General features: G+C 71.6%; 12 protein-coding genes. 3 read left to right on the top strand and 9 right to left on the bottom strand.

The annotated features are described in order from the left end of the window. Window positions 1-130: 130 nt before the first annotated feature. Entirely contained in the window at window positions 131-1,453 is a 1,323-nt protein-coding gene (locus ACWGI6_RS06265; protein ID WP_453266401.1) for a M64 family metallopeptidase, read from the top strand. Between the two features lie 101 nt (window positions 1,454-1,554). Here the strand turns inward: ACWGI6_RS06265 and ACWGI6_RS06260 are convergent, their stop codons facing one another. Beyond that, window positions 1,555-3,054, bottom strand: coding sequence for a sigma-70 family RNA polymerase sigma factor (locus ACWGI6_RS06260; RefSeq protein ID WP_453266400.1), 1,500 nt, complete (start codon window positions 3,052-3,054; stop codon window positions 1,555-1,557). Between the two features lie 522 nt (window positions 3,055-3,576). On the opposite strand from ACWGI6_RS06260, the gene ACWGI6_RS06255 reads away from it, so the two are divergent. Continuing rightward, window positions 3,577-4,308 (top strand): CAP domain-containing protein, encoded by a 732-nt coding sequence (locus ACWGI6_RS06255; protein WP_453266399.1) that lies wholly within the window; start codon window positions 3,577-3,579, stop codon window positions 4,306-4,308. A gap of 109 nt (window positions 4,309-4,417) precedes the next feature. Here the strand turns inward: ACWGI6_RS06255 and ACWGI6_RS06250 are convergent, their stop codons facing one another. Further along, window positions 4,418-5,227 carry an alpha/beta hydrolase gene (locus ACWGI6_RS06250; protein ID WP_453266398.1) on the bottom strand — a complete coding sequence of 270 codons (810 nt, stop codon included), beginning with the start codon at window positions 5,225-5,227 and terminating at the stop codon, window positions 4,418-4,420. Between the two features lie 169 nt (window positions 5,228-5,396). Between ACWGI6_RS06250 and ACWGI6_RS06245 the strand changes: the two genes are divergently transcribed. Next, a complete protein-coding gene (locus ACWGI6_RS06245; protein ID WP_393905111.1) occupies window positions 5,397-5,909 on the top strand; it encodes a MarR family winged helix-turn-helix transcriptional regulator in 513 nt (170 codons plus the stop codon). A gap of 10 nt (window positions 5,910-5,919) precedes the next feature. Here ACWGI6_RS06245 and ACWGI6_RS06240 read toward each other — a convergent pair whose 3' ends face one another. The 7 genes from ACWGI6_RS06240 to ACWGI6_RS06210 all read right to left on the bottom strand — a co-directional run bounded on the left by ACWGI6_RS06240 (window position 5,920) and on the right by ACWGI6_RS06210 (window position 12,628). Then, on the bottom strand, window positions 5,920-7,182 hold the full coding sequence (locus ACWGI6_RS06240; RefSeq protein ID WP_453266397.1) for an amidohydrolase family protein: 1,263 nt from the start codon (window positions 7,180-7,182) through the stop codon (window positions 5,920-5,922). Next, on the bottom strand, window positions 7,179-7,706 hold the full coding sequence (locus ACWGI6_RS06235; RefSeq protein WP_453266396.1) for a nuclear transport factor 2 family protein: 528 nt from the start codon (window positions 7,704-7,706) through the stop codon (window positions 7,179-7,181). Before ACWGI6_RS06235 ends, ACWGI6_RS06240 begins: the two co-directional genes overlap by 4 nt. Window positions 7,707-7,773: 67 nt before the next feature. Then, a complete protein-coding gene (locus ACWGI6_RS06230) occupies window positions 7,774-8,451 on the bottom strand; it encodes an O-methyltransferase (protein WP_453266395.1) in 678 nt (225 codons plus the stop codon). Beyond that, the gene (locus ACWGI6_RS06225) at window positions 8,448-9,389 is read right to left on the bottom strand and encodes a TauD/TfdA family dioxygenase (RefSeq protein ID WP_453266394.1); all 942 of its coding nucleotides are present in this window, start codon (window positions 9,387-9,389) and stop codon (window positions 8,448-8,450) included. The genes ACWGI6_RS06230 and ACWGI6_RS06225 overlap by 4 nt, the downstream gene beginning before the upstream one ends. After that, window positions 9,386-10,957 carry an AMP-binding protein gene (locus ACWGI6_RS06220; RefSeq protein ID WP_453266393.1) on the bottom strand — a complete coding sequence of 524 codons (1,572 nt, stop codon included), beginning with the start codon at window positions 10,955-10,957 and terminating at the stop codon, window positions 9,386-9,388. Before ACWGI6_RS06220 ends, ACWGI6_RS06225 begins: the two co-directional genes overlap by 4 nt. Next, on the bottom strand, window positions 10,944-11,594 hold the full coding sequence (locus tag ACWGI6_RS06215) for a thermostable hemolysin (protein WP_453266392.1): 651 nt from the start codon (window positions 11,592-11,594) through the stop codon (window positions 10,944-10,946). Before ACWGI6_RS06215 ends, ACWGI6_RS06220 begins: the two co-directional genes overlap by 14 nt. A gap of 29 nt (window positions 11,595-11,623) precedes the next feature. Then, complete coding sequence (locus tag ACWGI6_RS06210; protein ID WP_453266391.1) at window positions 11,624-12,628, bottom strand: methyltransferase; 1,005 nt, start codon at window positions 12,626-12,628, stop codon at window positions 11,624-11,626. Window positions 12,629-13,521: the final 893 nt, after the last annotated feature.

The following is a 13,521-nucleotide window of genomic DNA, read 5'->3' as shown; positions in this document are numbered from 1 at the left end:
CCCAACTCATCCGCATAATCAGCCACTTGGGCATCATCCGTTGCCTGGAGCCCCCGGAGCCTCTACGTTGAGCGCGCCTGAATTCAGCTCAGCCCGCCGCTCGTGCGGCGGGCTTCGGGAGGAACCCCCCATGCGCAGACGCACCTCCAGACGCACTTCCATACGTACCGCCGTGTCGGCCGGCCTCGCCGCGGTGGCGCTGGCGGCGACCGCCGCCGCGGCCTCCGCCCAAGGCGCCACCACGGCCCCGTCCCCGCACGGGCAACGCACCCAGCAGGTCGAGTACTTCACCGGAGCGGCCGGTCACCCCCGGCACACCACCGTCCCGGCCTCGAAACCGCTCTCCCCCTCCGACAAGGCCGCGATCGCCGGCGACGGCGACGTCACCTCGATCGTGCAGAACGGCCCGGTCGGCACCAAGCTCGATGTGGTCTTCATCGGTGACGGCTACACCGCCGCCCAGCAGGAGGACTTCCACGCAGACGTCCGCGCCAAGTGGGCCAAGATCTCCGCCGTCGAGCCCTACGCCTCGTACGCCGGACTGTTCAACGTCTGGGCCGTCGACGCCGTCTCCAACGAGTCCGGCGTCTCCGGGGACCCGACGCAAGACGTGGTGCGCGACACCGCGCTCGACTCCGCCTTCTTCTGCGACGGCACCGAGCGGCTGCTGTGCGTCGACACCGGCAAGGTCGAGTCGTACGCCTCCAAGGCCCCGGCCGCTGACCTCGTCGTGATGCTCGCCAACTCCACCAAGTACGGAGGTGCGGGTTACAACGACGTCTCCTCACAGGTCGGTTACGACGGGATCGCCACCGCCTCCTCCGACAACGACCGGTCCGACCAGATCGCGGTGCACGAGACCGGTCACTCGCTCGGCAAGCTCGCCGACGAGTACGACTACGGCCAGTCCGGCACCTACTCCGGTCCCGAGCCCGCCGAGGCCAACCTCACCACGCTCTCCGCCGACCAGATGACCGCCCAGCAGCAGAAGTGGTACCGCTGGATCGGCCAGGAGTCGCCGGACGGCGGCGCGGTCGGCGCGTTCGAGGGCGGCGGCTACTACCAGTACGGGCTCAACCGCCCCACCGAGAACTCGATCATGCGGACGCTCGGCCGGGAGTTCAACCTTCCCGGCCGTGAGGCGATGATCGCGGGCTTCTACCGCTATGCGAGCGTGCTGAGCAGCCCGGTGGCCACCGACCGCACGGTGCCGCGCACGGCTCGTCTCCGTGTCAGCGCACCCGCCTCCGCACAGGTGAAGTGGTATGTCGACGGCCGCGAGCGCAAGGCCGCGCGCGGCAGGTCCACTGTCATGGTGCGGGCCCTCGGTGTCCCGGCCGACGGTCGCACCCATACCGTCACGGCGAGGGCCACCGACCGGACGGCCGCGGTCCGTGACCCGGCGCTGCGCAAACCGCTGTCCGGATCGCTGAGTTGGCGGGTGTCCCGCTAGGACGGGCCCGCACAGTCCGCACCGGGGCGGCTCTCACTCGCCGCCCCGGTGCCGGGCGGGCCCGGTCCACGTGCCCGCCCGGCCCTCCCCGGCCGTGAAGGTCAGCGTGGTGCCGCGAGGTCCTGGGTCCACCAGGGCCCGCCCGCCCCCTCGACGACACCGATGCCGACTGCCGTGAACTTGCAGTCGAGCAGGTTGTCGCGGTGCATGGAGTCGCCCATCCAGTCGTTCACCGCCGCGGCGGCGGTTCGCGGACCGCGGTCGAGGTTCTCGCCCCAGCTGCTCCACCGATATCCGGCGGCGGTGATCCGCTCGTCGGGGCCGGTACCGTCCGGGGCGTCGTGCTCGTAGTACTGACGTGCCGCCATGTCGGCGGAGTGGCGCCGCGCCGCGGTGTGCAGTCTCCCGTTGATGTGCAGCGGCCCGCAGCCGACTCGGGCCCGCCGGATGTTGATGAGCGTGGTGGCCTGTTCTTCGAGGCTGGGCGGAGTGGGCGTGGGCGGGGCGGACGGGGTGGCCGACGCGCTCGGGGTGCGCGACGGGGCCGGGGTGGGTGTGGGGTGTGGGGTCGGTGGGGGCGCGGCCACGGTACGTGTCGCCTTCGGCTCGTCCTTCCGCTCAGCCGGCGGCGTACCGGGCGACCACCACAGGGCGGCGGTGACGACCACGGCGAGCGTGGCGGTACCGGTCACGGCGGTGCCCTTCTTCACCCGGCGCGGCCGGGGCAGCCGCTTCGGCAAGGGGTGTGCGCCGGACACGCCGGATGCGTGGTGTGCGGGTGCCGCGGTCGCCGGCGCCGTCGCGGCGGTGGGTGCCAGGCCCGGGGGCGGTGTGAGATGCGAAGGCAGCGGCAGCAGGGCGAGGCCGGCCAGCAGTCCTTCGGCGGGCAGGAGGTCGCTCCAGTGTCCGGAGCAGGCCGCGCACTGACGCGCATGGCGGGATATCCGTTTGCGCCAGAGGGCGCAGGGTTCCTCGTCCCATGTGGCGGTCAAGTGGGCCAGGTCGGGGCACGGCGGACTCGCCGAGAGCGCACGGACCACCACACGTCCGGCCTCCAGTTGCTCCTTCATGCGCTGCACCCGGACCGCCGCGTGGCGTGAGTCGATCCCGACCGCGGCGACCAGCTCCGGCCTGGTGATCTCACCGGCGGCCTCCAGCCACCACAGCGACAGCAGTGACCGGTCCCCCTCGTCCAGCCACCGGGTGGCCGCGGCCACTTCCCGGCGCTGGCCGGACAGCCCCAGTTTCAGGATGGTCAGGTCCACGAAATCGGCGGAGCGGTCGGCCCGCTCCGGCGCCTCGTCCAGGCCGACGACGGGTGCCTTGCGGTCGGCGGTCCACCGGCGGCGTACCTGGTTCATGGCGATCGCCACCAGCCAGGAGCGGAAGGATGCCGGCTCCCGTAGGTCCGCCAGCGACTCCAGGACGCGCAGCATGGTCTCCTGCACCACGTCGTCCACGTCCGCATGGCCGTCCAGTGCGCGCCCCACGACGTTGTAGATCAGCGGCAGGTAGGAGGCGATGAGCTCCTCCCGGGCATGTTCGTCCCCGGCCTTGGCGGCCTCGACAGCCGCCGTCCCGTTTTCCTGCTTCACGCCCATTCATCCCTGTTCATTCGTGCGTACTCGTAGCCCCCGCACTCAGGTGACCCCGCGGGCTCATCGCGATAACAGAAAAAACCTACGCGGATCAGGAAAGTGCCCACGGTCCGGGCCACGCCCCTGGCTCGGTCCCGGTGCCGGCGACACGTCGTGGCAGTCGGTCCCCGGCCGGGGACCGGAGGCCTCTGAGGGACCGCGGCACATTTCTTGCGACTTTCCGTTATCGGGGCCCGCCCCCGGGATCTCCCATGTGTCGGCCACCTCGGAGCACGCACCACGCGGCACCGCCGGCCGGCAGATCCCTCGGCCCCCACAGGAAACGGAACCATGAACAACGACCACCTTCAGACCGAATTCCACGACGCGGCCCCGACGGGGAACGGCGGCCGGGCGAACGAGTCCGCCGCGCACCGGCGTTCGGGCGGGTCCGGCGCCGGCAGTCGCTCGGGGGGCCGGCATGGACGCACCGGTGGCCTGCACCGCGGCGGCAGCCATCCCCGACGGAAGGCCACACTGCTGGCGGTGACTTCCGTGATCGTCGTGGGCGGGTCCTGTGTGGTACTGATACGGCCCGACTCCGGAGCCGACCAGGCGCTCGCGGCAGAGCAGTCCGCGCCGTCCGCATCGGCCGCCACCACCTCCACTCCCCCGGCGCCGACCGCCTCACGCCCGCGCAAGAGCCGCAAGCCATCGGCCTCCCCGTCCGAGGCCGAACGACACGGCAAGCGGCACTCCGCGCCCCGGCCGCACGCCTCCCGCCCCGGCCGCAGCGCGGACACCGCCAAGAGCACAACGCCCCGCGCGGCCCACCCCGAGTCCGGAGCAGGGGCCACGGACCCGGCCGGAACGCGGGCGGCGACGGGCACCGCCGCGGCGTTCGCGCAGAAGATCGTCGAGCTGGTCAACGCCCAGCGGGCGCAGCACGGCTGCGGCCCGCTCACCGTCGACCGCCGACTGCAGGCCGCGGCACAGGCCCACTCGGACGACATGGCCGCCCGCAACTACTACGAGCACAACACCCCGGAAGGCGTCGACCCGGGAACCCGGATGACCAAGGCCGGTTTCCCGTGGGGCAGCTGGGCCGAGAACATCTTCAAGAGCCCCAAGGATCCGTCGACGGCGATGAAGGGCTGGATGGACAGCCCCGGCCACCGGGACAACCTCCTCAACTGCTCGTACAAGGCCACCGGAGTGGGCGTCAACCTCAGCGCCAACGGCCCGTGGTGGACCCAGGACTTCGCCACCCACTCCTGACCGACCCGGACGGTCGGCGCCGCCTCCGCCTCCTCTCGGGCCGGGGCGGTGCCAGGGGTTCCAGCAGTTCGGGCCGGGCCGGACTGCTGGGGCCTGCGGCACCGAGGCTTCAGCCGCCGGCCGGGGCGAAGGTGCGGCCGAGGAAGCCGTCGAGGCTGCGGCGGGCCGCGTCACCGTGCGGGCCGGCGAAGATCTCGGCGGCGTGGAGGGTGCCGGGCAGGACCGTGACCTCTGCCTTGGGAAAGCTGTGGGCGACCTCGCGCAGCCGTCCTTCGTCGGAGAGCGGATCGTCGGCCGTCCCCAGGAGCAGCAGTTCGCCGTCGTAGGAGGTGCCGCTCCCGGCGGTGTAGCCCCCCAGCGAGGCCAGCGGGCTGATACCGGCGACGCCGGCAGGCCGGGCGGTGCGGTCCGGCAGCATGCCGAGCATGAGCGTGCCGCCCATGCAACCGCCCACCCACGCCACGCTCGTGGTGCCGCGCGAACGCAGCAGCCGGGTCGCGTCGGACACGGTCCGGCGGCGGTCCGTTCCCCAGTCGAAGGTGACGACGTGGTAGCCGCGGGTCGCGAGCCGCTTGGCCTCGGCCGCCCATTCACAGGCATCGCCCCAGGAGATGGGCGCGAAGACGACCCCGCGAGGTCCGCTGCCCACGGTGACCAGCCGGCTTCGCCCCGAGGAACCGGGCAGACGGTACGCGGTGGCGTCCCGGGCGCCGCGGAAGCACGACGGCAGCCGGTCCGGTGCGGCGCTGAACTCTCGCATTCCGACGGTTCCTTCCTCGGTGGAGCGGCGGTTTTCCGCCATTGCGCCCCGTTGTGGGGCCTTGTCCGCGGCGCGGCCGGCGCAGGAAGTGATGCCGGTCAGCGCCAGAGCCAGGACCGCCGTCATGGCCAGAGCACGCTTCGACGCACGCTTGAACATGGGAGAAGCATAGAGAGAAAGCATTGGAAAAAGCTATATTGAAAGGTAGATGGAAAGCTTTTCACAGTGTCTGCATCTGACAACCACACCGTCTCCCCAGGTCAGAACGTGCCTGTCCGGACAGTGGGATATCTTTGAACTGAGCTATTAGGTAGAGGGAAGGCGGTTCATGGTGGAGCCTGACCACGTAGACGAGATCATTTCGGCATGGGGGCATGAACTGCCCGAAATCGCCGGTCTCCCGCTGGAACTCGCCAAACGGACCGCCCTGTTGGTTTCGGCCTTCGACATCGCCGCCGGCGCCGAACTGGAGAAGCTGGGGCTCACCCAGGCCGAGTACGGAGTGCTCGCCACCCTGCGGAGGATCGGCGCCCCCTACCGCCTCAAGCCCACCGACCTCACGCACGCCCTCCTGCTGTCCTCCGGTGGCACCAGCAATGTCATCAAGCGCTTGGTGGCCGCCGGCTATGTCACCCGCGCGGCGGCCGAGGACGATGCGCGCAGCAGCTGGGTGCAGCTCACGCCGAGCGGGGTGGAGACCGCCGAGGCGGCGGTGCGCGCCACCACCGCCGTGCATGCCCGGCTCGTCGACCGCATTCCGGAGCGCACCGCGAAGGCCCTCAGCGAACAGCTGCGGATCGCGCTCGCCGCCATCGAGGAGGGCGTGCTGATCCGCCGCTGACGCAGTGGCGTCAGTGAGCGGCCAGCCGGTCGCGCACGTCCTGCGCCCGTGCCAGCAGCCGCGGCAGCCCGGCGTACTGCAGCTGCCCCCGCCGCTTCGCGATCCGCCCGGCGACCATCACGGTGTCGACATCGGCGCGGTCCATCGCCGACACGACGGCCGCGGTGGCGTCGTACACCGGCGCCACTCCGGGCCGGTCGGTGCGCAACAGGATCAGATCGGCCTGCTTGCCCGGGGTGAGCGAGCCGATGAGGTCCGTCATCCCGAGCGCCTCGGCGCCGCCGAGCGTGGCGAACTCCAGGACATCCCGCGCGGTGAGCAGCGGTGCTTCCGGGCCCGCATGACCTTGCAGCGCCGCGAAGCGCCCGATCTGGAGGGCGGCGCGCAACTGCGTGAACATATCGCTGGGCGCGGCGACTTCGACGTCCACGCTGAGGCTGGGGCGCAAACCGGCGGCCCTCGCTGCGGCGAACGGGGGCAGCCCGTGGCCCATGGTCATTTCGATGGCGGGCGCGACCGACAGTGCCCCACCGCTGTCGTGGATCAGCTGCAGCTCACCGGCGTCCATGCCGGTGCCGTGGATGAACACCGTCCCGGGGCGCAGCACGCCGAGGCGGCGCAGCCGGGAGACCGGGCTGCCGCCCCGGACGTGCAGGGCGGTCGGCAGGTCCAGTTCACGTGCCAGGGCCCAGCCTCGACGGACGGTCTCATCGCTGCCGGCCTCGGCGTTGAGCGCCATGGTCACCAGGCCGTCCTTGGCGTGCAGCCGCCGGGTACGGACCCGGCGGGCGTCCTGTGCCGTGCCGTGTCCGTAGGCGAAGACGCTGCGCAGCCCGGAGGCGGTGAGCGCATCGAGCAGGGCGTCGGTGTGCTCCTCGGTCGGCTTGGCGACGTTGGAGATGTCCTGGACGGTGGTCACCCCCGCGTCCAGGGCGCCCAGTGCGCTCAGCAGGTTCCCCGTGTGGAGATCGTCGGCGGTCAGCCGGGGTGCCAGGGTCTGCAGTACGGTCGCGAAATACTGGTCCAGGGTCTGGTCGGCGCCACTGCCGCGCAGTGCCGCCTGCCACATGTGGCGGTGGGTGTCGACGAAGCCGGGGAGCACGAGGCACCCGTGGGCATCGATCCGCTCGTCCACCCCCGTGGCGTCGATGTCCGGGCGTACTGCCGTGATCCGGCCGTCCTCCACCAGGATGTCGGCGGACGGCAGTTCACCGATGGCCGGGTCCATGCTCAGGACGCGGCCACCGGTGATCAGCGAACGAGCGGGGATCATGCAGTGCCCCACCCCTGAGGCGGTGCCAGACGGCCCATCTGGAGGTTCCAGTACTCGGTGTTGCGCCGGCAGCGGCCATCGGCGGCGAAGAGCAGGATGTTGGTCTCCAGGAAGGTGACCCAGTGGTCGCCGTCCGGGTTGATGGCGGGGGCCCGCAGGGTGACCCAGAGTTCGACGGCCGCCCGATTGCCGGTGACGACCGGGGTGCCGTGACGGCCGGTCATCTCCGTCTGGCCTGCGGTGATCTCGCGCCAGTAGCGGCCGATGGCGTCGCGCCCGCGGAAGGTCTGCGCCGGAATGCCGGGCACCGCCTCGTACACGGCGTCGGGGGTGAACAGCCGGACCGCTGCGGCGTCGTTCTTGGTCCGCCAGGCCTCCAGATAGGCGTCGGTCCAGCAGGAGACATCGGCGGCGGTGAGCCGGCCGGTCCGCTCGGTGGCGTGTGCGGCCGGTGCCGCTGCCGCCAGGGGCAGCGCGGCGAAGCCGGCCCGGAGCAGGGTGCGGCGATGGGTGCGGGGGTTCACGGGTGTTCAGTGCCCTTTCCGTGTGTACGGGTGGCGCGGCGTCCGGCGGGTTCACCCGGCCGCGGCGTCATGCCTGTTCCTGGAGGCGGAGCGAGAACTCGATGCCGTCTCCCAGCGGAAGCTGCTGGGAGAGGTAGCCGTTGCCGGCGGTGCGGACGTGGTCGGTGAACTCGGGCGGCAGCATCGGCAGGTTGTCGGAGATGATCAGGGAGCCGGCCCGCAGCGCGGGTTCGAGCACCTTGAGGACCGGGAGGTAGAGCTCCTTCCATCCGTCCAGCAGCACCAGATCGACCGGACCGGGAAGAGCGGTGAGCTGTTCGCGGGCGTCGCCGGTCCTGATCTCGGCGAAGGCACCGAGCCCCGCGCGCTCCAGATGGCCGCGTGCACGGTCGGCCTTGCCGGGGTGCAGCTCCGAGCCGATGATGCGGCCGCCGCCATTGTCGCGCAGCGCCGCCGCCGCATAGAGCGTCGAAGCGCCGAAGGAGGTCCCGAACTCCACGACGAGGACCGGGCGCAGGCTCCGTACGAGCTGGTATAGGAAGGTGCCGACCTGCGGGTGCACGGGCAGCGCGGCCTGGGCACACAGCTCGGCGGCCTGCCGGGCGGTGGGCGGCTGCGGCCAGTCGGCCGCGGTGGCGTAGGCGCGCTTCATCACGTCCGGGTCGTTGTGCTCGGCGGTGTGGGCGATCTCGTCCAGCACGGCGCCCACGCGCGCGTCGTCCAGCCCGGAGGGAGGGGTGGTCACCGCTGCGCCCTCCCGTCCCGCACGGCGGCCAGCAAGGCGGGGTCGAGGTAGCTCTGTGCGTTGTAGATGGTCCGGTCGGTGTCGAGGATCTCGCGTCGGCCGTGCATCACCCGGGTGTTGTCGATCAGCGCCAGGTCGCCGTCCTGCCAGTCCAGTTCCTCGGTCAGTTCGGTGGTGAGCCGGCGGAATTCGGCGAGGAGTTCCTCGGGAATGTCGGTGCCGTCGGCGAAGGTGATGCGCGGGGCCTCGTAGTTGTACGAGGGGCCGAAGATGCTGTTGGCCCAGGAGAGCCGGCTGCCGAAGAGCGTGGTGTGGGCGGCGCCGGTGCGGTACGCGTAGTGGATGGAGCCGTCGTCGTTGAGCTGGAGGGTGGTGGACACACTGCTGCCCACCAGCTCCTTCATATCGGCGAAGGTGACGTCGTCGAGGTCCTTGCGGCCTTCCGTCTGGTGGCAGACGAACGCCTTCCACTTGGGCTCCTCCACCCGGCGGCTGTACATGATGTCCTTGATGCCGAAGACCGCGCGGGCCGTGTCGCCGGCCGCGTCCCAGACGCGGTAGCCATCGCAGACGGTGGTCCGGGAGCCGCTGGAGGCGGCCTTCTCGCACAGGAACCAGGTCAGGTCGGGGCCGAAGGGGCTGTTGCCGTTCTCCAGGTGGAGGCCGACGGCGTTGGTGCCCGCGTCCACCTTCTGCGCGACCTCACCGCCGTGGAAGGAGCGCGCCGGGTCGAGGGTGATCCGGCCGGAGTGTGCCTTCACGAACGAGGTGAACTCCTCCAGGTCGGTGTAGAAGCCGCGGAAGAGCAGAAAGCCGGCGTCGGCGAGCAGACCGGTGACCCATGCGGGGTCCAGCGCCCGGAGCGAGCTGTCCCCGGCGGGCAGGACGAGCCGGCCGGTGGCGGCGCCGTAGGGCCGGACGTCAGCGATCGTGGTCATGCGTCAGCTCCTTGGTGGTCGTACAGCGTTCCGTTGGACAGGGCGGTGCGGATGGCTGCCCGCATGGGCCTGCCGGTGACGGTGAAGAACCTGCGGTACAGGCGCTCGTCGGCCACGGTGAGGTGCGGTACGGCGACCCGCTCCACCTCGGAGAGGTGCACCGCGCCGAACTCCCGGACGGCTGCCTCGGCCGCCGCGAGGTCGGTGGACCCGTCCACGAGGAAGAGCCCGTGGAGGACGGTGAGTCCGTCACCGAACACCGCGACGGCGCGGACGAAGGGGAGTTGGGCGTACTGCGCCTCGACCCACTCGGGGGCCACGTTGCGGCCCGCCGCGGTGATGATGACGTTCTTCTTGCGTCCGGTGATGCTGAGGAACCCCTGCTCGTCGACCCGGGCCAGGTCGCCGGTGCGGAGCCAGCCGTCGGCGTCGAGGACGAGGCTGGAGGGGTCGTCGCGGGTGTAGCCGGCGAACAACGAGGTGCTGTTGACCAGGAGTTCACCATCGTCGGCGATCCTGACACGGACGTGCGGCAGGGGGCGGCCCACGGTGCCGAGCCGCCGGGCGGCCGGGGTGTTCCAGCTGACCACGGAGCTGTTCTCGGACAACCCGTACCCCTCGTGGACCGGGAGGCCGTGCTCCTCCAGGCGACGCAGCAGCTCGGGGTGCACGGGCGCACCGCCGCAGCAGATGAGCGGCGCCTCCGGACTCCCGAAGAGAGCCGGCGCCACGGCCCGTCCGCTGCCCGCGGCCTCGTCCGCAGCCGTGGCGAAGGCATCGACGAGCGCGGGCGTGGCGACCATCGCGGTCGGGCGGGACGCCGCCACATACGGCATGGCGTCGGCGGCGGCCGACGCCGCGGTGCCGACCAGGGCCTTGCCCGGCGGCATCAGGACGAGCGTCCCGCCGTCGAGCAGGACCATGTAGAGGCCGGTGACCTGCTCGATGAGCAGGCTGAAGGGAACGACGGAGAGATAGCGGGCGAAGGCGCCCCGGGGCATCACCGACCGCAGTGAGCCCAGCAGTTCATTCAGCGCCGCTGCCCGGATCCGCACCCCCTTGGGGCGCGAGGTGGTCCCGGACGTGTGGATGACCTTGCACTCCCAGTCCGTCCGCCCGGCGCCGGCCGGCCGCAGCACCAACGGCGCGGACGGCACGGGCTCGTCCGTGGACAGCGGCAGCACCGTACAGTCCGGGCGCAGCACCCGGTCCCTCCCCCACTGCGTCAGACGCTCCTGCCCGGCCGCGTCCGCCAGACACAGATCGGTCTCCTCCAGCAGGCCGGCGGCCTGTTCGGCGGAGAAGGCGAGCGGGACCGGCACCTCGATGGCACGGGCGGCGATCAGCGCGAGGTCGGCAACCACGAATTCGGGAGTGTTGCCGCAGACCACTCCGATGCGCAGCGGCCGGCCGTCCCCCTGGGCGATCCGTTCGGCGAGGTCGGCGGCCCGGCGCGTCACCTCCTGGTAGCTGAGGGTCCGTGCCGGGACGCCGTCCTCCCCCAACACCTCGATCATCGGGCGCGCCGACTCCCCGAACCTGACCAGGCTCTCCCTAATGGCCCGCATGACCGGCCACCTCCATTGCGCTGATGCTCAGTTGGAGGTCGGTGACGGAGTAGCGCCCGGTGGTGTCGGAGAACAGCCGGTCCAGGGCGTTCAGCGCGATGACGCCGACCTGTGGCTCATGGTCGTAGTACGAGCCCCAGCGCGCCGCCTCGTCGGGAGCCAGCCGGCTGGGGTCGGCGGGGCCGAACGGCACGAAGCAGATGCCGGTGCGGCCCAGTGTCGTGATCAGGCTCCGGGTGACGGTGCACAGGATGTACTCCATGCCCAGGCACCAGGAGATGATCGGTGTCGCTCTGATCAGTTCGCGGCCGACCGAGGCGCGGCGGGTGGCCAGTGCCCCCACCTCCACCACCCGCCTCCGGTCCACCGTGACCCCGAGGTGGGCCAGTGCGGCGGCCTCGACTCCGGTGTCGAGATACCGCTCGGAGAACAACTCCTGGTCCCTGCCGAAGGTGAGCCCCGCACAGGCCAGTGGCGCGCAGGGCTCCGCCGCCCCGGCGCAGGCCGGGCGGGCGACGATGAACGAGTCGGGCCGGGGCGCCACATCGGCGCCATATGCCTGGGCGTACACCTCACGAGCGAGGTCCGCGGCGTCCACCCATGAGCTGGTCGACCGGTGTGCCAGATCGATCTGCACGGTGCTCCCCCCTTCCCCGGCTGCCGGCTCTACTTGGTGCCGACGACCAGGGAGACGGATGAGGGCAGTGCGATCCGCTCGACGGTCTTCAGGCCCGCCCCGGCGAGCCAGCCGGAGATCTCCGGCAGGCTGTAGGTGCGGTCACCGGAGCAGGCGTACATCGCCAGGGAGAACGCCGCGTTGTGCTCGTCGAGCTGCTCGCCGCGTACGTCCTCCAGCACCACGATCCGGCCGCCGGGCCGCAGCGCCTTGGCGGCCCGCGCGATCAGGTCCCGGTTCTCCTCGTCGGTGTGGTTGTGCACGATCTCGAAGAGGAAGACCACGTCATATCCGGTGCCGAGGTCGCCGCTGAGGAAACTGCCGCGCCGCAGGCTGATCCTGTCGGCCAGCCCCGCCTCCGCGATCGCGGCGCCGGTGTCGGCGAGCGCCTCGGGCAGGTCGACGATGGTCGCGGACAGCGCGGGGTGCCGCCGGCACATGGCCATGGAGTGCAGTCCGTGTGATCCTCCCAGGTCCAGGAGGCGCCGCGCCCCTTCGGGCAGCGGTACGGCGTCGACGATGGCCTGCACGGTCAGCCGCGACTTGACCCGCATGTATGCCGAGAAGTCCCGCCCGGCCTCGGGGTTGTCGGCCCAGCGCTCCCACAGCGAACGGTCGGGCTTGCCGTCCCGTACGGCCTGCGGCAGGTCCCACATGACATTGGTGAGTTCGTACGCCCACAGCAGGGCGGGGGTGAAGTCGTACTCGGCGTTCTTGCCCAGCCAGCGTTCGGCGAGCGGGCCGTTGCGGTAGCGCCCGTCCTCCAGGGTGAGCCAGCCCAGGACGGCGGCGACGTCGGCCACCGCACGGGTGCCGTCGGTGCCGGCGCCGATCGCCGTGGCCAGCTCGTCGAGGGTCTTGGGGCCGCCCTCCTCCAGTGCGGTGAAGATGCCGAGCTTGGCGGCGGAGGTGAGCGCCGCGTAACGGATGGTGGAACCGATCACCTCGTCGATCGGGTTGCCGGCCAACTCGGCATCGGTGGTGGTCTTGAACATGGCTGATCTCCTCGGAATGGCAGGTGGCAACGGCCGCGTGGACGGACGCGGCCGGGACGTGCCGTGCTCGCGGCGGCCCGCGGGCACGGTGCAGGTGATGGAACTGCCGAACGGGGACGAGCTTCAGCCGGCCGGGAGGGGGGAACCGGGACGCCCTGGGGCGCATCGGTTCCGGCCGTGCCACGAGGGTGAGCGAAATGCGCTCCGCGCCGTGACGGCCGTGGTGCTCCACACCGGTGGGCGGGGCCACCGGGTGGTGTTCAGCTTCGGTCCGGCCGCGACGCCGGTGACGGCGCGCTGTCCGGTACGGCGACGCGGGGACCAGCCGCCTGGATGTCGCAGAAACAGAGGGCATCATCCGGCCCGGCAGTTCTCCGGTGGCCTCGTGGCCGAAGCCGGTGCGGAACCGGGGGACAGCGTCCCCCGCCGGAGTGTGCGGTCGAGAGGAAGGGATCCGGTCCGGGGCCGGGCGGCCCGGCGTCCCGGAGTCGGTGCGGCGGCGATGCCATGACGTCCCGCACCGTGCCGGACGCGAGTGGCACCCGGCAGGGATCTCCCGACGCCACCCCTGGAACGTGCCGGACGACCGCCGCTCCATCCGGAATCGAGCGGCTTACGACACAGTCGATTCCACTCGCCCCGCCGTTCACCGGATCGTCGCCGTCGGGCCCGGCGAGCCGGGTGCGGGACCGGGCGGGCTCGCACCCGACGATCCCGCAACAGGAGGCGGTGGTGCGGAGCGGATCGCCCGTCGCGCCGGCTCGGGCGACGGCGGTGGGCCCGGACAAGGCACCCCCGCCGGCACGGCACGGGCCGCCGTGCCCCCTGCGACAGCCGCCGCGCTGCATACCTGACGGCTGACCGCATCGCCGGTGGCCACCTCGGACTGTACG

It is taken from the genome of Streptomyces sp. NPDC054786, from assembly GCF_053611685.1.
Note: the sequence above shows the minus strand (reverse complement) of the source record. Positions and strands in the feature narration are given on the sequence as shown.